This is a genomic window from Microvirga pakistanensis, from assembly GCF_004458765.1.
Taxonomy (GTDB): Bacteria; Pseudomonadota; Alphaproteobacteria; order Rhizobiales; family Beijerinckiaceae; genus Microvirga; species Microvirga pakistanensis.
Map to the genome: position 1 here is coordinate 1 of NZ_SPJX01000287.1, position 22,834 is coordinate 22,834.

General features: G+C 61.6%; 14 protein-coding genes. 10 read left to right on the top strand and 4 right to left on the bottom strand.

Annotation, left to right across the window (positions count from 1 at the left end; genetic code table 11):
- From E4K09_RS15290 to E4K09_RS15310, 5 genes are all read left to right on the top strand, one after another.
- On the top strand, window positions 1-7,426 hold a 7,426-nt coding region (locus E4K09_RS15290; RefSeq protein ID WP_166802342.1), incomplete at its 5' end, for a beta strand repeat-containing protein.
- A gap of 1 nt (window position 7,427) precedes the next feature.
- A complete protein-coding gene (locus tag E4K09_RS15295; RefSeq protein ID WP_425293851.1) occupies window positions 7,428-9,569 on the top strand; it encodes a type I secretion system permease/ATPase in 2,142 nt (713 codons plus the stop codon).
- A complete protein-coding gene (locus E4K09_RS15300) occupies window positions 9,566-10,744 on the top strand; it encodes a beta-barrel domain-containing protein (protein ID WP_134498420.1) in 1,179 nt (392 codons plus the stop codon). The genes E4K09_RS15295 and E4K09_RS15300 overlap by 4 nt, the downstream gene beginning before the upstream one ends.
- 113 nt (window positions 10,745-10,857) lie before the next feature.
- The gene (locus E4K09_RS15305; protein WP_134498422.1) at window positions 10,858-11,250 is read left to right on the top strand and encodes a hypothetical protein; all 393 of its coding nucleotides are present in this window, start codon (window positions 10,858-10,860) and stop codon (window positions 11,248-11,250) included.
- A gap of 157 nt (window positions 11,251-11,407) precedes the next feature.
- On the top strand, window positions 11,408-12,610 hold the full coding sequence (locus E4K09_RS15310) for a TolC family protein (protein ID WP_166802343.1): 1,203 nt from the start codon (window positions 11,408-11,410) through the stop codon (window positions 12,608-12,610).
- Window positions 12,611-13,193: 583 nt separating this feature from the next.
- On the opposite strand, the gene sigJ is transcribed toward E4K09_RS15310, so the two are convergent.
- A complete protein-coding gene (gene sigJ, locus E4K09_RS15315) occupies window positions 13,194-14,129 on the bottom strand; it encodes an RNA polymerase sigma factor SigJ (RefSeq protein WP_134498426.1) in 936 nt (311 codons plus the stop codon).
- Between the two features lie 175 nt (window positions 14,130-14,304).
- Here sigJ and E4K09_RS15320 point away from each other — a divergent pair, with 175 nt between their 5' ends.
- The 3 genes from E4K09_RS15320 to E4K09_RS29815 all read left to right on the top strand — a co-directional run bounded on the left by E4K09_RS15320 (window position 14,305) and on the right by E4K09_RS29815 (window position 18,250).
- Window positions 14,305-14,760 (top strand): carboxymuconolactone decarboxylase family protein, encoded by a 456-nt coding sequence (locus E4K09_RS15320; RefSeq protein ID WP_134498428.1) that lies wholly within the window; start codon window positions 14,305-14,307, stop codon window positions 14,758-14,760.
- 410 nt (window positions 14,761-15,170) lie between these two features.
- Complete coding sequence (locus E4K09_RS15325) at window positions 15,171-15,602, top strand: anthrone oxygenase family protein (RefSeq protein WP_134498430.1); 432 nt, start codon at window positions 15,171-15,173, stop codon at window positions 15,600-15,602.
- A 698-nt stretch (window positions 15,603-16,300) separates the two neighbouring features.
- The gene (locus tag E4K09_RS29815; protein WP_204985735.1) at window positions 16,301-18,250 is read left to right on the top strand and encodes a PAS domain-containing protein; all 1,950 of its coding nucleotides are present in this window, start codon (window positions 16,301-16,303) and stop codon (window positions 18,248-18,250) included.
- Window positions 18,251-18,365: 115 nt separating this feature from the next.
- Here the strand turns inward: E4K09_RS29815 and E4K09_RS15335 are convergent, their stop codons facing one another.
- Window positions 18,366-19,361 (bottom strand): phasin family protein, encoded by a 996-nt coding sequence (locus E4K09_RS15335; RefSeq protein ID WP_134498435.1) that lies wholly within the window; start codon window positions 19,359-19,361, stop codon window positions 18,366-18,368.
- 332 nt (window positions 19,362-19,693) lie between these two features.
- On the opposite strand from E4K09_RS15335, the gene E4K09_RS15340 reads away from it, so the two are divergent.
- Together E4K09_RS15340 and E4K09_RS15345 are read left to right on the top strand one after the other, a co-directional pair.
- Complete coding sequence (locus E4K09_RS15340) at window positions 19,694-19,906, top strand: hypothetical protein (protein ID WP_134498437.1); 213 nt, start codon at window positions 19,694-19,696, stop codon at window positions 19,904-19,906.
- Window positions 19,903-20,334 carry a hypothetical protein gene (locus E4K09_RS15345; RefSeq protein ID WP_134498439.1) on the top strand — a complete coding sequence of 144 codons (432 nt, stop codon included), beginning with the start codon at window positions 19,903-19,905 and terminating at the stop codon, window positions 20,332-20,334. The genes E4K09_RS15340 and E4K09_RS15345 overlap by 4 nt, the downstream gene beginning before the upstream one ends.
- Window positions 20,335-20,650: 316 nt before the next feature.
- Here the strand turns inward: E4K09_RS15345 and E4K09_RS15350 are convergent, their stop codons facing one another.
- A complete protein-coding gene (locus E4K09_RS15350) occupies window positions 20,651-21,673 on the bottom strand; it encodes a cyclase family protein (RefSeq protein WP_134498441.1) in 1,023 nt (340 codons plus the stop codon).
- 31 nt (window positions 21,674-21,704) lie between these two features.
- Entirely contained in the window at window positions 21,705-22,826 is a 1,122-nt protein-coding gene (locus tag E4K09_RS15355) for an SDR family oxidoreductase (protein ID WP_134498443.1), read from the bottom strand.
- Window positions 22,827-22,834: the final 8 nt, after the last annotated feature.

A 22,834-nucleotide genomic window follows, 5' to 3' on the forward strand; every position in this document is an offset into this window, starting at 1 on the left:
CACGTTCACGCTCGGCAGCGATGGCGCTTACAGCTTCACGCCAGTCGCCAGCTGGAACGGCACGGTCCCGACCGTCACCTACATGATCGGCGATGGGGAAGGCGGCTCGGACACAGCCAGCCTCGTCATCACCGTCACTCCGGTCAACGACGCGCCGGTGATCGCCGGGGGTGATCAATCCGGGGCAGTCGTCGAGGCAGGCAATCTCGACAACGGTGTAGCGGTCGCTGGCGAGCCCAGCGCCTCCGGCAGCTTTACCGCGGCCGACGCTGACAGCAATGCCCTAACCTGGACATTAGTTGGCACACCGGATTCGACCTATGGCGAATTCAGCATTGATCCGGCGACTGGGGCGTGGACCTATACACTCGACAATACGTTGACGGCCACACAAGCCCTGAACGAAGGCGATAGTGTCCCCTTGACCTATGAGGTGCAAGTGGATGATGGTGCAGGCGGCACCGCGACACGGACCGTCACCATCACCATCACCGGCACCAACGATTCGCCTGTGGCGAGTGCCGATGCGGGCGCGGCCACGGAGGCAGGCGTCGAGGACGGAGGCAACACCGCATCGGCGGGTATTCCTTCCGCAACGGGCAATGTACTGACCAACGACACCGACGTGGACGATGGCGAAAAGGCCACGCTCACCGTCAGTGGCGTGAACTTCGGCGGCTCAGTAGGGACGATCGGTTCGGCGCTGATGGGCGCCTATGGTTCGCTGGTGCTTAACGGCAATGGCACCTACACCTACACGCTTGCCAACGGCGATGCCGATACGCAGGCGTTGAAGCAGGGCCAAAGCGGCACTGAGGTGTTCACCTATACGGTTGTCGATGCCAATGGCGCGACCAGCACAAGCACGCTCACTATCACCGTAACAGGCGCCAACGATCGGCCGGTCATTACCTCGACGTCTGCCGATGCAACGGGTGAAGTGATCGAACAGGGGACGGCCAATCCCGCCGCGCCCAATACCGTCTCCGGCACATTGACAGCCTCCGATGTCGATGCTGATGCGACGCAGACGTGGAGCATCGTCAACACTAACAACGGAACCTACGGCACGTTCGCCATCGATCCGGCGACCGGCCAGTGGACTTATACGCTCGACAACACGCGGTCTGCCACCCAGGCGCTGAACGACGATGACGAACCCAAAACGGAAACGTTCACCGCGCGCGTGACCGACGAACATGGTGCCTATCGCGACGAAGTCGTCACGGTCACCGTCCGCGGCTCCAATGACGACCTCGCAGGCTCCGGCAATGAAATCGTGTCTCTCGCGGAACACGGCCGCGCCAGCGGCACGCTGCAGGACTACGTCTCCGATCCGGATGACGTCATCAAACTGACGAGCTTCAGTGTCGATGCCGATGGCGATGGCACCGACGAAAGCTATGATCCTGGCGCTACCGTCACCCTCAAGGACGGACTCGGCAACGTTCTGGGTACACTGACCATAGAGGAGAACGGCGGTTACAGCTTCATTCCTGCCTCCGAGTATGCCGGCGATGTGCCGACCGTTACCTACACGATGACGGAAGCGAACGGTAGCAAGGCAGTAACGCAGACGCTCGACTTTGAGATCACCAAGGTGGCCGATGCACCTCGTCTCGAGGCTGACAAGACCATTAACACCAACGAAGACGCCGCCGATTCGCTTGGCCTGAAAGCACCAGAAATCACCGATACCGGCACAGGCACCAACAATAACGATTATCCTGAGCGCCTCGGCGAGATCACGCTGACAATCGGTGGTGCGAGCGCGAGCGGTGTTACCCTCTCCACCGGCGGGACAGTACTGACGCCCATCGGCGGCAAGATCACGATTGTGCTGACCGACGTGGCTCACGTCACAAGCGTGCCGAACGAAGACAATGCCAATGGCGTCTATCATCTAACCAAGGCCCAGTACGAGGCACTGAGGGTCCATCCAAGTGCTGAAAGCGGCCGGGACTTTACCGTCGCCGTCAGCGCGACTAGCTATGAGGTGGACGCTGGCGGCATGATCCTCCCCCGCGTGGACGGAGCCACCAGCACCCAGGTCATCGATGTCGATGTGCAGGCGGTAACTGATGGAGCGTCACTGACCAGGACCAGCAGCGAGACCAGCGTGACCTTCGCCGAAGACAGCTCGCTCGACCTATCGGGCTATCTAAGAGCTGAGCGGAACAATGCCGACGGCAACGGCAGCACGGACGCCGACGGTAGCGAGGACTACTGGTACACCATCACTGGCCTGCCGCCCGACACGGTCGTCAGCATCAATGGGGTCGACTACACGGCAAGCCCCGCCGGTACAGTGACATCTGCGGTAAGCAGCACCTTTACGGCCGCACCGAGCATTACCATCACGCCTCCGGCTGATTTCAGTGGCGACATGGCCAGCGTCACGATCACGCTGAACTCGAGGGACACTGACAGCGATTCAAGCGGCACTCCTACCACCATCAGCAGTTCCGTGACCCTGAATCTGCACGTCAACCCGGTGGCAGGTGATGTAAGCGCGAGCGACGTGAGCACGTATGAAGACAGGGCAGTGGACTTCCTAAGAGGCGTCACTGTCACTGATACAGGGACTGGCGCGACCGGGACGGAAGTCATCGAATCGATATCGTTCGAGGTGCCGGCAGGCTGGGTTGTCACGGCACCACCCTCGCCGTCGGGCTGGACATATGTTCTCGCTGGCAACACGGCCACGATCACTTTCGACAACACGCTGAACGAAGCGGATCGCGAGACCATCCTTGATGCCTTCGCGATCAGACCTCCCGCGCACAGCAGCGCAGACGAGACGATCACGCTGTCGATTAAGACCACCGATAGCAATTGGAGGGACGGCACCTCCGTCAGCGACACGAAGACAGTCATTCGCGACGTAAAAATCACCGTCACCCCCATAGCCGAGGAGGTCGGCGGCGACAGCGCTGGCGCTGGCGCGAATAACGACGTGACTATGAACAGCGATCACACCTATTCGACCGCTGGCAAGGAAGATACGTGGTACGCGCTGGGCACAAACTATACGGATGCCTCCAACATAGGCGATGGCAACGCCCAGTTAGCGGCACCCTGGTCCAATGCTGACACGGACGAGTTCACCTACGCCGTGCTCACGCCCACGCTGGCATCCGATACCCCGAGCGACACGGTTACTGGCACGCAGTTCCGCTATTCCACCGACGGCGGCGCGACATGGGAGATCCGGACCTTTGTCGGCGAGCCGATCTGGGTGCCTGCCAAGTATCTGGATACACTGCAGGTGAAGCTCCCGACAGATGTGTCGGGCATGCTGACAATCGGCGTTCAAGCTGGCACCGTGGATTACGACGACGACGACGAGGTCTCGACATTGCCTCTCGACCCGCCTCACACCAGTGGAGCGGGCGTGAATGTGGACGTGACCGGTTCGGCTACGCTTTCCCCGATCAAGTTCGATCCCGTCGCAGATGCGGTGACGATGGCGCTGAACGGCCGCGCATCCGGCCTTGAAGACAGTGCTATTCCGCTGTCGATCAAGACCACCAGCTCTGACGCTTCGGAAACGTTCAATGTCACCATCTCGGGTATTCCGGTTGGCGCAACGATCACGTATGGCACGGGCGGCTCGGCTCTGACTTTCACGGCGGGTACAGGTGATACCAGCTTTGTGATTCCGAACTTCAGCAACACCGCGCCGCTGACGATCACGCCGCCGCTCAACAGCAATGATGATTTCAAGCTGACGGTGAGCGCAGTATCCGTCGACGGCACCGCCACGTCCGCTCCCGTTGCGTCGCGCACGATTGATGTTTCGGTAACCGGCGTCGCTGATGCAGCCGTGGTCACGCTGCCGGCCCTCCGCTACACCACGACGGAAGCCTCGCTGGATTCAGGCGACCACAAAATCGCGTTGTCCAATCTAGTCGCTGGCGTCGTTTCTTCCGATAATGATGGTTCGGAAGCCACAACCCTGCGTATCACGGGACTGGCTGAGGGCTTCTCGGTGACCGGCGCAACGGCGGTCGTATCCGGTACCGGCACCGAGCGCGTGTGGCTGGTGTCGGCCAACAACCTGCTCAACGTGTCCATCGTCGTGCCCGAAAACTATAGCGGTACGGTGAACCTGAAGGTGGTCGGCGTCACCACGGATAATGATGGCGACTCGTCCACCGGGGATCCGATCGACGTAAGCTTTACTGTTACGCCGTCGCCGGAGGCCACGATCACCACCAGCGCCACCTTGGTCGAGGACGAGGTCACGCTGCTGAACCTTGCAATCGTCCGCCAGAATGGCGACGGCGATGAGACGCTGGGCAAGATCTATGTGCCAGTGGATTATGACACCAGCACTTATCAGCTCTACCTTGGCGAAGCCGAACTGTCGGCCGCCGGGCTCGACACCACCACCATCGACGGAGTGGACTATTATGTGATTCCGGCCGACCAGGTGGACGAGCTTGGCGCCCGAGGCACGCTCAACAAGGACGGCGACTTGGGCTCGCTGAACTTCCTGTATGAAGTCACCGACACGCCCAGCGACGGCACACTGGCTTCGGAGACAGCGATCAAGCCGGGAACGCTGGCGCTGGCAGCCACCCCGGTGACCGATCCGGTGGAGGCCTCGATAACCGGCATCTCCATGACATCGGCGACTGGCACCGCGGCGAATGACATACAGGGTGACGACGCGGAGCCAGACACCGCTACCGTCACCGGCAGCGGCACGGTCACTGTCAACTTGCACGTTAACTCGGCCGACATTGATGGCAGCGAACATCTGATCCGCGTGCTGATCGACGGCGTGCCCGACGGCGTGACCGTGAATGGCGCATCCCTTATCGGCGCGGGCTCGTGGGTTCTCATCTATGATCGCAGCGACGCGCTCGCGATTGACCCCGGCGGCATTGACGTGCCCGTGGAGTTCGTCGTCGGTGTGGGTGCCAGAGACGGCACCTCGGCCATCATCATGACGGTCCAGGCGCGGGACGACGGAGAGGCGGCGACAACACCGGCTGCGATTGAGACGGACTCCGTGCGCTGGAACCTTGTGCTGGAGCTGGCCGATGGCGCGCCCTACTTACCGCCAGTCATCGGCGAGTGGAGCTATAATGGCAGTTCAGGTACGGAAGACACAGCCTTCACGCTGGACAGCGTGATCGATGCAGCAGTCTCCACCAGCGATCCCTCGGCGTCCTACAGCTATACCGTCACCATCACTGATCTGCCGGCAGGCGCTACCGTCCACGGTATGACACTGACCACCATCGACGGAGTGCCCACCTGGACCGCTACAGTAACGGTGTCAGCAAATGGTGACAGCCAGGCGGCTCTCAACGATCTGCTTTCCAACATCACCATCACGCCGCCCGACAACACCAACGATAATAATGCCGACTTCAACTTCGGCGCCAAGCTAACAGCCGCGGCAGTGGGCGGGACTAGTGTGGTGAAGAATACCACTGCCGATATGCCTGTCATCCCGGTGTCTGACGAGGCCACCATCACGGTGACAACCAGCGATGTGGCAGAAGGTGAGACCCGCGTTACTGCGACCATCACCGCCCTCAACCTCGCAGATGGTGCCGACGGCAAGATCGTCGATGGCAAGCTGTATGTGCAGGTATCGACCCACGCCAATGACGGCGGCACGGTGACGGACCGCAATGGCCAGATGTTCACGCTCACGGCTGTCAGCGGCGTCGATGGCGTACCGGATGGCAACTATTATGTCATCGAAGTTGGTGAAACTGGCGGTTCCGTCGAGCTGACCTACACGGCACCGGACGGCACCATGCTAGAGCCGGGCGATGTTACCTTCTCGGCCTGGGCTCAAACGCGGGAGACTGATGCCGCCAATACGGAATCGGCCTCGGCTTCCGGAACGGCCAACATCGAGATCGCTAATAATGGCGTCACAGTGGAAAGCCAGCCCACGGCAGGCCGCGAAGCCGCTTCGTCCGACAAGAGCAACGCCATTGAACTAAGCGGCTTGTCGGTGGTGCTCAACGACAGTGACGCGTCGGAGTCGATCCGCTCCATTCTGCTGTCGGGCGTGCCGGTAGGATTCCTGCTCTATGTCGGCGACACGGCAGGGGATGCCACACTGGCTAAGCAAACCTCCAACGCAGGCGGAGATGGCACAACCAACACCTGGGTGCTCTCCACGAACGGCACGCTGCCGGCTTATGTGGCAATCCTGCCCGCACCCAACTGGAGCGGAACACTCAACGACCTGTTGCTGGTGGTGGAATCGGGTGAGAACAGCCTGCCCACGCCCAGGGTAGATACTGTCCCATTGGAGCCGGTGACGGTGGAACCTGTCGCCAACGGCCTGACCATCGATCCGACCTTGTCCTTTGGGACGGAGGGCCACGTCATCGACTTGAACCTGAATGCGGCAATGGTCGACGCAACCGAGGCGACGGCGGCCGTAGAGGATGGAAGCACCGAAACGACGATGCTGCAAATCACCGGTGTCGGCGAGCATGCGGCCTTCTACGTGGGCGATAAGCTGATCACCTCATTCAGCTATAACGAAGACACCGGCACCTACACGATCACGGGCCTGTCACAGGACGATCTTGACGATCTTGGCGTCGTGCAGGCGGCGTCAGCGCTGACCGATCAGGATGCAGCGACCGCGGGAACGCAAGTGAAAGTGACAGCGTGGACGGTGGAAAGCAGCAATGGCGCCCAATCTGCCTTTGTGTCCAATACGCTGACGCTGTCCGTTACGCCGGTACTGGCGACCACCGGTAACGACAGCTTCATCTGGAATGGAAAGGCAATCGACGGCAGGGAGGGCACCGACACAGTAGCGCTGCGCTACGGCGAGGACCTGAGTGGCGAGAGTCTGAAGCAGAACCTGACCAATATTGAAGTCCTTGACCTGGCGGTTACCGGGCGCAACTTGATCTCGGATCTGACCCCGGACCAGGTCCGGGATATGACAGACGCCAACCACTTCATGACCATCAAAGGGTCTTCGGAGGACGAAGTATCGCTGTCCGGCAACTGGGCTGACAATCACGATGGCACCTATACCGGGACGATAGACGGGGGTACCGAGGTGACCCTGAAGGTTGAGGGGGTCACAGTGAGATCGCCGGCTGGTGAGTTCTCCGCTCTGTCGGAAGCGCCCGCACTAATGGCCTTCGACATCTCTGACCACGCGGAAAGCTTCGGCCTTGCCTCTATCGGCCCACACGAGACGCCGATGCCGGACGCGCCCAAGGCCGATCCGATCTCGACCGACGAAGTTCTGTTCTCGGATACCCGGGGCGACGATCTGACGGCGATCCTGCCTGAGGAACATCACGACAATTCGGCGCGGTTCGAAGTCACGGCAGGTGAAACCGATTTCGTCGATCTGGGCGGTCCGGCGCACATGCCGCCGCTGGAAGACGAACTTCGTTCGGGCGTCCACTACGAGGTCTGATGTGGTGAGAGGCGAAACAAGCAACCCCCGCCCTGCCTCGGGCGGGGCGTTAACCCACAGGGGATGGATGGAAGCGGTATTGCGCGTGGCAGCGCATTACCGCATGGCCATTTCGGTGGAGCGGATGAAGCTCGAACTGGCCTGGTCCACCGACCAGGACCGGCTGGGTACGCTTGCGCGGTCGGCAGGGCTTTCCATTCGGGAAACCGAAGGAGGCGTTGAGGTGATTTCAGGCCTGCGTCTGCCGCTTGTAGCCGAGTTCGACCACGGCGACGTCGGGGTGATCGAGCGGGAAACCGCTGACGGGTTCGGCGTCGTTCTGGCGGGTGAGAAAGGGTTGATGACCCCCTTCTCGCGAGAGGAATTGACTGCATGCCTGCGCCGGCTGTTTGTGCTGCGCCCGATCTCATCCCGCCCAGATCGCCGGATCGATGACTATATCGCACCCTGGCGACCCGATTGGCTGCGTAGCATCGCTCTATCCGACCTAAAGCCCTATCGGGCGGTTATGGTTGCCTCACTGGTCACCAACGTGCTGGCGCTGGCTGGCACAATTTTCTCGATGCAGGTCTATGACCGTGTGGTGCCCGGTCAATCGATGAGCACGCTATGGGTGCTGTTCATTGGCGTGATGATGGCCACCTTCTTCGGCATGGCCATACGCACCGCGCGAAGCCGCATCACGGACGTTGCGGGCAAGTCGGCGGATTTACGTATTTCTGACCGGGTCTTCGGCCACGCGCTTCGCATCCGCAACACCGCCCGCCCGCGCTCGACCGGCACGTTCATCTCGCAGATTCGCGAGCTGGAGCACGTGCGCGAGATGCTGACTTCCACCACAGTGGCGGCCATTGCCGATGTGCCGTTCTTCCTACTGTTCTGTGCATTGTTCCTCTACATCTCCGGGCCGCTGGTCTGGATCCCGCTGGGGGCGATGATCCTGCTGATCGTGCCTGGCCTTTTGGCGCAGAGGCGTTTGCGTCGTCTGGCCGAAACCAACACCCGCGAATCATCGTTGCGCAGCGCGATGCTGGTCGAGGCGATTCAGGGGCTTGACGACATCAAGTCGATGCAGGCCGAGACACGGTTCCAGAATCTGTGGAACCATTACAACGAAACCACTTCCGGCTCGTCGATGGAGCTGCGCGATCTGGTGAACCGGCTGTCCTCCTGGGCGCAAACGGTGCAGGGCGGCGTCTTCGCCGTGGTACTCTTCTTCGGTGCGCCTATGGTAATGGCAGGCGAAATGAGCACGGGCGTGCTCGTCGCCGCTTCGATGCTGTCTTCGCGCATGCTTGCGCCGCTCGCTTCAGTCACGCAGATTCTAAACCGCTGGCAGCAGGCGCAAGTCGCGCGCAAGGCTTTGGACGGGTTGATGGCTCTCCCGGTCGATGCGCCAGAGGAAGAGCAACGCATCCATAAGCCGTCGATCCGTGGCGACTTCCGACTGAAGGATGTTGTGTTCGGCCATAGCCCGCAAACCCCCGTGCTGAAGATCGGGCAGATGACGATCACCCCGGGTGAACGCATTGCCATTCTCGGGCGCAACGGGGCAGGGAAATCGACGCTTCTGGCGGGACTCGCCGGACTGCTGGAACCGCTGGCGGGAGAGATCCGCGTCGACGACGTGGTCATGGGACTGATCGATCCCAATGATGTGAGGCGCGATATCGGCCTGATGGGGCAGGGCGCGCGCCTGTTTCATGGCACGCTACGCGAGAATCTTACACTCGGCGCACCGCTAGCGACGGACGAGGCCATTCTGGAGACCCTTGGCCAGATGAGGTTGGTGGATTTCGTCCACCGGCTTCCCGAAGGTCTGGATCACATGATTCTGGAAGGCGGGCTAGGCTTATCGGGGGGGCAGAAGCAGGGTTTGCTTCTGGCCCGACTTCTGCTGCGCAGCCCAAGCGTGTTGCTGCTCGACGAGCCGACCGCCTCCTTTGACGAGGTATCCGAAGCTGCGGTGATCGACGTGCTCGGACGTCTCGGGCGCAATGTCTCGGTGATCGTTGCGACCCATCGACCAGCGATGCTGCGGATCGTGGACCGGCTGATCGTAGTCAGCAATGGCACGATCGCCATGGACGGACCAAAGAATCAGGTGCTGGAGCAGTTGCGTGCCGGAAAGGCGGCAGCATGACTGCGTCGCTGTTATTCACCGACGAGCGTTCGAACGCGGAGTCCGAACGCCGCTTCGTCTGGCTGGTCTTTGCCATGCTCGTATTGTTCTTCTTCTGGGCATGGTTTTTCCCGCTGGTCGAGGTTTCCAGCGGTCAGGGCACCGTTGTACCCAGTTCGCGCGAGCAGGTAATCCAGTCGCTCGACGGCGGCATCGTGGCGTCGATTTCCGTCAAGGAAGGCGATCTGGTCGAACAGGGCCAAATTATCGCTCGGCTTGATCCCACACGCTCCGCCTCGAACGTCGAAGAGGCGGCGGCAAAATATCATGCCTCCCTAGCGGCAGCAGCGCGGATGCGGTCCGAGCTGAGCGATCTTGAGACGGTGATATTCCCCGACGAGCTTGCCGGTGATGAGTTCGCCCAGTTGCGGGCTAACGAGCTGGCTTTGTTTCAGTCACGGCGTACGAGCCTGCGCGAGGCCTTGTCGGGACTGACCGAGGGGCTGGAGCTCACCCGCCAAGAACTAAAGATTGCCGAACAACTGCAAAGCCGCGGTGCGACCAGTCGGGTTGAAGTGATCCGGCTGCGCCGGGAGGCCGCCCAAATGGAGCTAGAAATCGCCCGCCTACGCGCGGACTCGCGGGTGCAAGTCGGCGAGGGATTGCAGAAGGTCAATGCCGAGGCCGAAGTGCAGGCATCGATCATGCGCGGCCGCTCCGACCAGCTCGATCGTCTGGTGTTTCGCGCACCGATGCGCGGCATCGTCAAGGATGTTGCCGTGACGACCATCGGTGGCGTCGTTCCGCCCGGGGGGCAGCTGATGACCCTTGTTCCGATGAACGACCAGCTCTTGATCGAAGCGCGCATCTCGCCCCGTGACATCGCCTTCATCCATCCAGGACAGGAGGCGCTGGTCAAGGTCTCAGCCTATGACTACGCGATTTTCGGTGGCCTTTCCGGCGAGGTGGTGACGATTTCGCCGAACACCGTGCGCGATGAAGTCAAACCCGATCAGGTCTATTACCGGGTCTATATCAGGACCCGTGAGGACTACCTCGTCAACAAGGCCGGAACCCGGTTTCCAATCGTGCCCGGCATGATCGCGACTGTCGACATCCAGACCGGCGAGAAGACTGTCTGGCAATATCTTGTCAAACCGTTCAATCGGGCAGGAGAGGCGCTTCGTGAACGATGATCGCACTGACCAAGCCAAGCCCGCAGCCGGTGGTTTCCCACATCATTCCCTATTATCGATAAAAGGTTCCTGATATGACACGAGGTTTCGGTAGGCGAAGCACCTTTCTCGCGATGGCGCTTCTGGTCCTTCTTCCTTTCAGCTCTGCTGGCGGGCAGGAAATCAATCGTCTCAACGAAGTGAATCCCGGGGTGCAGTTCTCGTCGGTTTCCCGCGCCTACCCTGATATGAACGCACGTTATGCCCGAGTTGGCGCAGAGCATTCGATCGCCCAAGTCCGCCGCATTGCGATCGGTCAGTCGCAAAGTGACCTCCAGGCGCTGCTTGGCCGCCCTGCGATTAGCTATGGCGACGGTTCCTTTGAATTTCACTTGTCCCTGCCGCTGACCAGGCGTGATCGGCTGATCTGCCAGTATCGCGTGTTCTTCGATGGCGCGGGCAAGGTCGAGCGTGCTATCTGGCGTCGCCCCCAATGCGCCGAGCTGGTTCTCGGGCAACCGAATTGATCTCCACATGATCCACGCACGACCGCCCCGGGAAAGAAACTGCTTGCACAGGGCTACAGCCCTTGGCGCCTGCATCTTGCTTGCAGGGTGCGTAGGGCTGCCAGGACCAGACGGATTCGAAGCGGCAATCATTAAAAGAACCGAAGAGCTCGCCACGTTGACCCCGGCACGCGGGAGTGACGTAAAAAGCGTCGCACAGAATGGCTTGCTGCTCAGCCCCTCCGTACGCGAGGCCGCCAGTCTTGTTTCAGCCAGCGCCGACGAGGTTCGGGTCCAGCGCGCAGCGCTCTTCCCTGGTCTGGGTCTGTCTGCAGGCGGCGGGATCGGCTCGGCGCGCAGCGGAGAACCGGCTCTGGAACTGACGGGGTCGCAGTTGCTGTTCGATGGCGGCAACAGCCAGCGTGCGGTCAAAGTGGCCGACTTCGACCTGCAGATCAATTACATCGCCTTCCAGAAGGCGGTGGATGACGCGATGGTGGAGCTGCTGAAAGCTTATGACAATGTGCAGACGCAGAATGAACTGCTCGGCATTTACAGGAAACAGCGTAACGCATTGCGCGAACTGGAATCTCTCGTGGCTGCGCGTGCCGAAAGTGGAGCGGTCTCGTCCTCCGATCTGCTGGAAGCCCGCAAGCGGCTGCAGTCCGCGGAGTTCCTGGTAAACGACACGGAATTGGCGCTGGCCGAGGCACGGGACCGGCTAACCCTGTTGAGCGGTCAGTCGCAGGGCGGACGTATTCAATTATCCCCTGCAAGCTGTAAGGCGAACGGTGAAACCGACAACCTTCGCATGGCGCAGCTGGAGCTGGCGCGTGCGCGCGTTGCGTTGGAAAGGGCCGAGAACGCGGCGCTTAACCCACGGGTTTTGCTAAAGCCGGTACTTGGGGGCGAACTCGGCATCAACAAGCTCCCGGTCGGTGTCAATCTCGACATTCAGTCCGATCTTCTGCAGGGCGGCGCGCTCACCGCGAAAGCCAATGCCGCACGAAACCACCTTGCCGCCGCAGAGGCGAAGCTGGGGGTCGTCAGGCTAGAGGATAGCGTCACGGAACATGGATTGCTTCGCTCGCTCTCCGCCGGCGGCCGAAAGACTACCATGCTGCGGCGGCAGATCGACCTTCTGTCGGAAACACGCGAACTCTATCGCAGCCAGTATTTCGATATGGGAACGCGGCGAATATCCGAGCTCCTCGATAACGAAGAGGAATATTACGGCCGCCAGGCTGAACTTGTCGCACTGCGTTCGGAGCTCACAACGAACCGCCTCAAATGTGCGATCCGAAGCCGAGTCTTACGCCGGGAATTAGGCTTGGAGGGCAGCAGCATCTACGGGTTCCCCTTGGGGCCGGACTTGATTTAAGATGTTGTCACGTTAACTGAGATCGGGCGCACTCAGATAAATGCGATTACCTGACCGGCTCACGCGACGGCGCATGCTTCTGCCCTGAGTTGTCGACTTTGCGTCGAGCCGTCCTAAAGGGGACAGTAAGGACCGCGATAAGCAACCTGCAGACGCTCCAGGTAGGGCGGGATGGGAGCGGCCCCGGCCGGACCCTCCGCCTGTGCGGCATCGGCATGTCCAGGTAATGCCGCTACTGTTCGTTTCAGTAGTTTTTCGAGCAGCTGCATACGGGTCTATTCCTGTCAATAGCGTCGGCGGAGGTCACGACTTCTGCTTTCAGAAGCTGCGCCAGCCCATCTGTAAGTGCCCCACCGCGGCGCGATGTCAGTGCGGAATGGGGTAAGCTAGGGGACAACTGAGCGACCCCTGCGCCTGGTGCGTTCCTGACGTTTGCCGAAGGTCCGCATTTGCAGGCTGAGCGGACCTTCACGTGGTTGTGCTTAAAGGCTGGATGTGACCCTGAGCGGACGTTCGACCGTGAACGAGGAACGTGCGCCACCTATCGAATGGTTATCCGCGTTTCCGCAGTCACTCAGACGGCTCACCAGGCTGGTGGCATCGGCGAGAGGCGTTTTGGAAAGTCCACTTCTGCCGCCAAGTGAGACAGCTTGTCCGGGTTTTTGACGATGTAGATCGCGGCGATCCCGTCCTCGCGGATGTCGAGCGCGGTTGTCTGAAGCATGCCGTCTCGATCGAGGCTGATGTAGCCTGGTAGGCCGTCAATGGTGACAACACGAAGCAGCGTCGGCAGCACGGCATCCTTGCGCCGCTGCCTGGCAAAAAGGCGCAGGGCCCGCTCGACGCCCTGGATGACATTGCGGAAGGCAAGGACCTTGCCGCCGCCATCGGTATGGATCTCGACATTCCTTGCCAGCAGCGCCGAAAGCGCCGCCACATCCCCGTCGCGCGCCGCAGCGAAGAAGGCACGGGTGATCCGGTCCGCATCCGTGGGTTCGACGTTGAAGCGGGGACGTGCGGCCTGCACGTGCTTGCGGGCGCGCGCCGCGAGCTGACGAACCGCGGCCGGCTCGCGGTCGAGGGTGATGGCCACTTCGGTCAGCGGCACGTCGAAGACGTCATGGAGAAGGAAAGCGGCCCGCTCTAGAGGCGACAGACGCTCGAGGGCTAGCATCAACGTGACCGTGACGTCGTCGGCGACCGTCTCGTCCGGCTCCACGGAACCCACGAGAGGATCTGGCAGCCAGGGTCCAACGTAGGTTTCCCGCCGGGCCCGCGCGGAGCGGCGTCGGTCGAGGCACAGGCGTGTGACGATGCGGGTTAGATAGGCGGGAGGCGAATCGATGCCACCCTCCACCCCAACCCACCGCAGCCATGCGTCCTGCACGACGTCCTCCGCCTCGGTGAGCGAGCCCATCATCCGATAGGCCAGGCGTGTCAGGCGCCTGCGCTCCGCCTCGAATTCGGTGGTCCGCCGATCGTCCATCGCCTCCATCCGCCCCGTTTCCTCGCCGACCATATCCGCTTTCCCATCGCTCGCGCATCCCGAACCCGAGGATAAGACGATCGGACGTGCCCGGATGTGACATCGGCCGCTTCGAGCGGAAATGCTGAGTGGCATGTCACACCCTGACCGCTTGGCCCGTCATGGCTTCGAACGTCGATCTCCGGCGTTCCGAACATAGAGACGTATCATGAGCGAGAACAAACGGCTGGTCTGGAACGAGGTGGCGCCACAGGGTGCGAAGGCCCTTTTCGGCATCCACCACTACATCACCACGGGCACCAACCTACCCCATGAACTGATCCACCTCGTCTTCCTGCGGGTTTCGCAGATCAACGGCTGCGCGCATTGCATCGACCTGCACACCCGGGACCTCCTGGACACGATGCCGTTCGAGAAGGTCGCCCTCGTTCCGGTCTGGGCCGAGGTGCCTCACCTGTTTCCCGACAAGTACCGCGCCGCGCTCGCGTGGGCGGAGGAAGTCACGCTCGTCAGCGAGACGCACGCCTCCGACGATGCCTATGCGGCCGCAAGCGCGGCTTTCGCGCCCAAGGATCTCGTGGACCTGACGATTACGATTGCGGCCATGAACGCGTTCAACCGGCTGGGCGCGCCCTTTCGGCTCCCGGTCAAGGCCGAGGCCTGATCCTCTTCTTCGCATCGTCACGGAACGGCCCCGGCGCCGTTCCGTTTCCACCATTCCGGATCCAGCCCATGGCTGTGAGCATCGCGTTGCGAGACACTGGCCCAGTCCTTCAGTCCACACCTCGCAGCTGGCTACACAGACGGGACCAGCGTCCGTTGCGAGGCCGCTCAGACCCGAAAGTCGACAGTCCGCATTCCACCCATAGCTGCCGTCGGCATCGGGCGCACTGGCCGCTCTGTTCCGATAGAGCCTGTCCAAATGGACCGATGAGGCGGCGACCCCGTCATATAGAGCGAGCGGTTCCATAAACGGCCCCTGCGAATTTCCCGGGCGATAGTCGCACAGGCGTGCGACCTATGCTCAATCTGCTGGGAGCCTTTATGATGAGCGACGCCTGAGGGGAAACGGACATGCTCACTGGTCAACTTGCACTCTTTGTCGCCGCCGTTTTCTCTGGCGCAGCCCTCTACATCAACGTGGCCGAGCAGCCCGCCCGCCTGGGGCTAGACGACCGATCCTTACTGACCGAATGGAAGCCATCTTACAAGCATGGCTTGGCTATGCAGGCTCCGCTTGCGATCGTGGGATTCCTGCTCGGTCTCATCGCATGGTGGCAGACCGGACACGTCGGCTGGGCCATTGGGGGGGTGCTCATGGTCGCGAACTGGCCCGTGACGTTCTTCGCCATCATGCCCACAAACAATAGGCTGATGGCAATCGATCCTGCGGCGGCTGGTCCCGAGAGCCGAGCAATGATCAAGCGGTGGGGGGCGCTTCACGCGGTGCGAACCGCACTCGGCTTTACGGCATCCCTTGCGTTCCTGTGGGCCTCCCTCTCCTGAGCATGCGCCCGGCTGAAGAAACCCGATCCCGCTGGGGTGCTGTGCCATAAACGGCCTTGCGCGAAATTCCCTAACCTGGAACGTCGCCTTCTGGCACCCCCGGCGACCAGAGCTTGAGGGCAGCAATCCTCACGTAGCCGGACGTTCCTCGACGACCGCGAATTTCGTTGCCTGACCCAGAGCAGCCCTTCCCGTGCACGCAGCCTGGAAAAAGCACACCACTCGACATGCTAATTAACCAGGTCGGCGTTGCCGTTCGGGACGATGACAGCAGTGATGGGCAAAGGCGGCAAAGGCTGCTTGGACCGGCGTTTGCTTCTGAGGTCCGGCTCCTAGCGGAGCCTAGCGTTCTGCGAGACAAGTTTCCTGAAGATCCCGCCCCTAAAAAGAGAAAGCGCCCTCTGTTCCAGGGGGCGCTCCAAGGTCCGGCCCGTAGGGGCAAAAGTATCGGTGCCGGTATGGTTTATCTATTCGGGCGCATCCGCGTTGTCATGTCGGCACACTACGACGGAGAAATACCCTCCAGCCGCTCAATGTGAACCTGCGTCATGATAATACGGCGTCTCGGATGGAGCAGAATGGTCAATGAGCACGACTGATGCGCCTGGGTTGAGGTGCAGACCTATTATAGCCAAGATTGACCAGTCGTGATCACAGGTGAACGACGGGGATACGGCGGCTTGCACACGATGCGATTCTTGAAGGGCAGCACCATGGGGACCCGCATCCAAGCGTACGACTGGTCAGGCTCGCCGCTTGGTCCCATCGACACGTGGCCGGAAGCGCTCCGGGTCACGCTCGGCAACCTGCTCCACTCCGCATTCGCGACCTATCTCGCATGGGGAGCGGACCTCATCACCTTCTACAATGATCCCGCCCTCAAGCTACGTGGGCAGCGGCCAGAGGCACTTGGACAGCCTCTGCCACAGGCGTGGACCGAGATCTGGGAAATCGTGTCGCCGATGGTCACGCGAGCGCTTCGTGGCGAGACGACCTATGTTCAAGATGTGCCCATCGACATCGTGCAGCGACGAGGCTACCCCGAGCAGACCTGGTGGACCGGCTCAATCAGCCCTGTCATGGATGGGACTGACCAGCTTGGTGGTGTTCTGATTATCTTGCAGGAGACGACAGAGCGTGTGCTCACCGAGCAGCGACTTCGGTTTCTGGTCGATCTGAGCACACGCCTACGTAGGGTGGCCGAGGCGCGCGAGGTCATGGCCACGGCCGCGGAGATGCTGGGACGCCACCTGAGGGCGAACCGCGCCGGGTACTATGAACTAGGCGAAAGCGGTGAGTCCTTTGCGGTTGAGCGCGACTGGACCGATGCCACGACGCCCAGCTTTGCCGGCGAGCACCGCATCAGTGACTTTGGCCCCCTGATCGATCATGAATTGAAGGCGGGTCGCACCGTGCGCATCGATGATGCCTTGACGCATCCGCTCACCGCGGACAATCCCGGCGCCGCCGAGTTCCTCCGGGCGGGAAAGCGCTCCACCATCATTGCGCCCCTGATCAGGGACGGTCGGCTGGTCGCAGCCCTCTATGTTCATCAGACCGAGCCGCGCCATTGGCGCGATGACGAGGTTTCGCTGGTCCAAGAAGTGGCGGAGCGCACTTGGACCTCGATCCTGCGCGCCCGGGCTGAGACGGCGCTCCGGGATAGTGAGGAGCGTTTCCGGCAGTTTGCCGAGCACTCCTCCACGGTGTTGTGGATCCAGGATCTCGACACCCTCAAGATGGAGTACGTCAGCCCGGCTTACGAGGCGATCTGGGGCGAGCCTGTGGAGGCCGCGTTACGCGATCCGGGTCACTGGGCCAAGGCCCTTCACCCCGATGACCGTGACCGGGCGAGCACCACCCTCGAGCGCGTCCAACGCGGGGAGGAGGGCACGCACGAGTACCACATCATCCGGCCTGACGGCGGCGTGCGCTGGATTCGGGACACGTTCTTTCCGATCCGCGATGAGCAGGGACGGATCCGGCGGGTGGGCGGCATCGCCCAGGATATTACTCAGCACGACGGCTCAATCGTCTATGTGGTGGATGGCGATGAGGCCTCCCGTCGGAACCTATGCCTTGTGCTCCAAGGTGTCGGCTACGAGGTGAAATCCTTTGCCTCGGCGCAATCCTTCCTGGAGGTGGCGCCGGTGCTGGTGCCCGGCTGTGTGCTGCTCAATACGCGCAGCCCCGGAGCCGGCGGACTGACGATCCCGAGGGAGCTGAAGGCGCGCCGGGCCGGGCTGCCAGTCATTGTGCTGGGCGACAGTGGCGGGAATGTTGCCGTCGGGGTCCAGGCAATGAAGGCCGGGGCCGTTGATTTCCTCGATATGCCCCTTCAACCCGAACAGGTGCTGGATGCGCTCGCCTCAGCCCAGGCGACCATCCGCGAGAGGGCCGAGCAGGATCAAGCCACCGAGCGGGTGAAGGCGCTCATTGCGGCGTTGCCGCCCCGTGAGCGGGAGGTGCTGGACGGACTTCTGGCCGGGGGCACCAACAAGACAATTGCCCGGGACCTTGGCCTCAGCCCACGCACGGTCGAGGCGCACCGCGCCCGCATCATGGAGCGGCTGGGGGCCCAAAGTTTGCCGGAACTGGTGCAGATTGCTGTTATGGCCGGTCAGCAAGCCAAACCGCCCGTGCGGTGAACCGGCGCTAAGCTGAGCGCAGTGAGCTGTGCGGTGATGTTCAGCCGTGGCATCTCGGAAAACATGTGCTCCTGGCCGCGAGCCAGGAGCACATCATCACCACGCCGATAGAGGCTTACGCCGCGCGGCTGGAGCGCTGGGCTGTTTGCTGGGTCTGCACCGTCGCGCTTCTGGTCGCCTCCTCGGTCACCTGGATCGTGAGCTCAGCTATCCGGCGGCTGTTGTCGAGGGTCTGTTCCAGGTTGTCGCGAAGGAGAGAACTCTGAGCCGCCACCAAATCGGCGACTGACCGGCAGCGGGCGATCTGGTTGAGACCATCAAGGTTCCGTTGCAGGCGCTTTTGGCTCAGTTCGAACACCTCGCGGGAGACATCCTGCAAAGCACGCGCCAGAGCGGTGCCGGATTGGGTCACAGCGCGGAGGTTCTCCGAGGTCTGGTTAGTCAGGTCCTCGGCATTCCCGGATGGAAGACCAAAGAGCCGTACAGCCTGTTCAGTCGAGCGACGCGCCATCTCCGAGAGGGTGCCAAGGCTGTTCCCCACAGTCTCCTGCATGGTCTTCGCCATGGTTTGAGCGCCTTCCACTCCTGCCTTCATGGTGTCCGCGACGCCTTCCGTCACCCGTTGGACGGCTTCACCCTGCTCACGGGCACGCCGGGCATCGGCTCGCTTGGTCTCGTCAATGGTTGCCATTTCATCCTCCACTTTCTCGATGACTGCGTTGACTTCCTCGTCGCTCAGGACCTTGAGCACAGCCGGAAGCAGCTCCTTCCTGTCGTCGCGGATGTGCTGCTGGAACGTTCGCCTGAGCTCGGTTACCTGACCGATGAATCCAGCAGCATTCTTCGGCATGCGCTCCAGTTTCGTCAGGAGGGCACTGGTCTCCTCGTTGTCACGGGCAGCGTCTCGCACAAGATCGTGCATCCCATGCCGTGTCAGGATCGGGAAGAGATGCTCCTCCTGGAGAGACGCAAGGAGCTCCAGCTCCACCTTCAGGTCGGCCAACAGCCGCTCGCGGCTCTTGACGGCATTGTCCGAGGTGGCGAGCAGCCTCTCGAAGAGCTCATTCGCCCTGTCAGGTGGCGTTAGGTTGAATCGTCCCTTGCTTGCCATTGTGTCTCGCAATTCATCAAAATGGCGCCCCGATGCGGGGCGTCCGTAACAACATGAACTGAGTACTGGTGATGCCGGAGCTAACTCGATCCGGTCGGATTAACCTGTGTTAACGGCCTGGATGGGACAAGGGCATCGGGTTTCTACGTCGGGATGTTCCGCCATGACATCTGGCCGGGGTGGTGCATGCTGCTCAGCGGCGACTTGCCAAGCTTAAAGAGCATCAGCCATGGGGAAGAACCTTGCCAAGGACTCAGGAGCCAGGCGGCACCAAGCGCGAGTGCACTTATCGTCTCTTCCGCAATCAGCAGCGGCCTCAATTGATCTGTGCCGTGGCGACAGAGCGCCCGCTGCCTGGATTTCTGCTGCCGGAGCAGTGGCTGCTTGAAGGCTCGCTGGGTCCTTCAGATCCTGCGCCGCCGGGTTTCCGTGAGCATGCTGCTGTCACCGGTATTCGGTTGAATGGCTTTTACCTGTTCCAGAGACTGCGCACGATGCATGAGCTTGGGCAGACCCGCAACACCACCAGGAACAGAGCGGCATGAGTGAGGTGGAAGTCGAGCTCGTCGCTGAGGAACTGGCGAAGATTGGCGGGACGGCTTGGTATCCGGGGCGCCAGCAGGGGGCGCTCCTGAGGGAGGTGACAGAGCGCTATCGGGAGCAGGCCCGTGTTGTCATTGCAGCCCTTGAGCGCATGCGAGCCGGCACCGAGGCCGCCGTCTGTCCGGATCCCACGTTGGATGAGAACCGCAAGGTTGATAACTTCTCCCTGGCTGATGCAGTCCCTGACCTCCGACCTGGAGCAACGGTGATCTACCGGCCCGCCGGCGACCAGCGAGCCTATGCGTGTCGGGTGGTGGAAATTCGAGGCAGCCAAGCCTATCTGGCGCCGATCCTGAGAACCTGCATCGGGTGGATTTCAACCGAGACACTTCAAGTGCCACCAGAGGATGAGACATCTCGAAAGAGTTGAGGTCGTCTAGCCGGGCATAGGATGCCTCGGTAACCGCAGCGAACGACCGGATTTGGCACATCTGGGAAGTACGTTCGAGATCAGTATGACGTGAGTTCCAAGCAGATCAGCACGCGACTGAACGAACTTAGAATACCAATCGAGCATCTGAGAGGGACACTAGAGCATCGGACCCACAAGTGGATCCACGTTTGGGATCCAATCCGATGCTCCACCATGGGAGAGCGCATCATTCGACGCAGACCCGAAGGGCCACGTCCGTGAAACCGGGTCCACTTCTCTGCACGATGCTCTAGGCCGGCGTGAGCCGCCGCGTTCACACGGTGGCAATCGGCGTTGCCGGGGATCCAACGGCACCTGGCAGCCTCAGCGGTGGGGCCGTAAGGAGGAAGCTCCAGCGTCCATTGCTGCGGAGCCAGCGGGCCAAATCGGCAAAGTACCAGAGCTCTCCTAGATGGACGCCTAATTTGAAGAGGCAGTGGTTATGCAAGGGCAGGCCGGCATAGGTGTCGCCGGGACCGGGCTTGGCCGGATAGGCCTCCACCGCGAAGTTGTCGGCGCAGATCGCCACGATCTTTGAATCCGTGATCCAGTTGAGCAAGCGTTCATCGCGGCCGTCAAGCACGGAGCAGGACGACAGGAGAACTTGCCCGTCGGGCTTCTTGCCCATTTCGAGGATTAGGTCGGCAAATCCGGTATAGAGACAGAGAAAGTCCCCAGGCTCCACGGGCGAGCGCTGTTCATCGAGAATTCGCATCAGCTCGTCGTAACCGACAACGGCGCGGCTGCGGCCGTGGCGGGATTCGAGATCGACGAGAACGCCGCGGCCCTGAACCCCGCTGGTGGCAAGATGTTCGATACCGAGGGCTTTCGCGCCGGAGGCCTCCGCCGCATCGTCCGGTCCGACGATGTCAATTCCGCCGCGGTAACCATTGTAATAGACTTTCTCAACCATCCCGTCGCCGTCAGCGTCGAAGAGCTGGCCTACGTGGCTCAGGCCGTCCCATTGTGTGGAATATTGAGTGTAGAGCAGCACCGCATCGTCGGACACGATGTCGGAGAAGCAGCCACAGACATTGCTGAGGCGGAAATTGTAGTTATGCCCTGGCCCACGGCGCTCGTAGAAGAAGCGCGGCTCCTTGCGGAACTCGAACAGCGCATTGCCGCCCGGGTAGTCGAGCGGGAGACTCAAGGTGAAGGTCTGGCCATGCGTAACCTCGCGGATCGCCCGCAGGCGACGCTCGGGGGTCAGGAGGTTCATGCGTCCGACCTGATCGTCAGGTCCGAAATCACCCCAGTTGGAGCCCTCGGGCCGTCGAACCCAGCGCTTCTCCGTCATGCTTCCCTCCCTCGTTGCTCACATTGTTTTATCAGCGGGCAGACAGTACCTGCATGCCGCGCGTGGGTGGCAGGATGCGTTTGGCCTCGAGGCTGCGGAACAGGTCGCGGAACATGTCCTCAGTGTCGATGCAATCGCCAAAACCGGCCTGCCGGAGTTTGATGGTGCTCACCAGGGCAGGCGGCGGTCTGTGTTGCGCACCATAGGCGAAGGTGAAATCGGCATAGTGATGGGATTCGCCAAGCAGCGCCGGAAGCGGGATGGGTTTCAGGCCATATTTCTCGACGATGCGGTCCCAGGTCTTCGCCTTCGCGGGCAGGAACTCACCCATGGAGCGCGGCTCGTCCGGTCCCGCTTCCATGCCGAGTTCGGCGGCGATGGCGGGCCACACATTTTGCCACACGAAGACGTCGCCGTTGGTGATGTTGAAGGTCTCGTTCCGGGCGCTCGGCGCTTCGGCCGCCCAGGCAAGGGCCTTCGCGATGAGGCGGGCGTCAACGGCCTCGAGCACATAAGCCGGTCCACCTGGAAAGGAGAAGGGCAGGCCCTCTTCCCGGCAGATCGCCGCATAGGCTCCAATGACGGGCGTGAGATTCATCGCAACTCCGACCACGTCGCCGAAAACCACCTGCGGTCGGAAGACCGTGATGCCGAAGCCATGCCTGGACGACGCCTCGCGCAGATAATCCTCCTGCAGCCAGTAGAAATTTTCGTGGGGGTCGCGCGGCCAGCGCTCGCGGGCCGGAACAGCGATCCGATGGATGTGGACGCCGTAGGCCTTCGTGCCCTGCAGAAGGCTCACATGTTGCAGGCTGCCGGATCTCTCCATGAGCGGTTCGAGCAGATTGCGCAGCATGGCGAGGTTGGTGGCCATCTGCTTCGGGTCGCGCCAGCCTTCGACCAGACCCGGCTTTTCATACAGAGCCGTGTAGACGAGATGGGTGACCTCCGGCATCGCCGCGACGGCGGCGCGGCAGGCCTCGGCATCCTGCAGATCGAGCGGAATATGCTGGCAGGTACGATCCGACGAAATCTCGGGACGGCGGCGGGAGAGGGCAAGGGTGTTCCATCCGCCGAGGCCGGTGAAATGCTCCACGGCGGCGTGTCCCACAACGCCCGAGGCTCCGGCGATCAGAACGGTCTTGGCCGCCATCGCGTGCC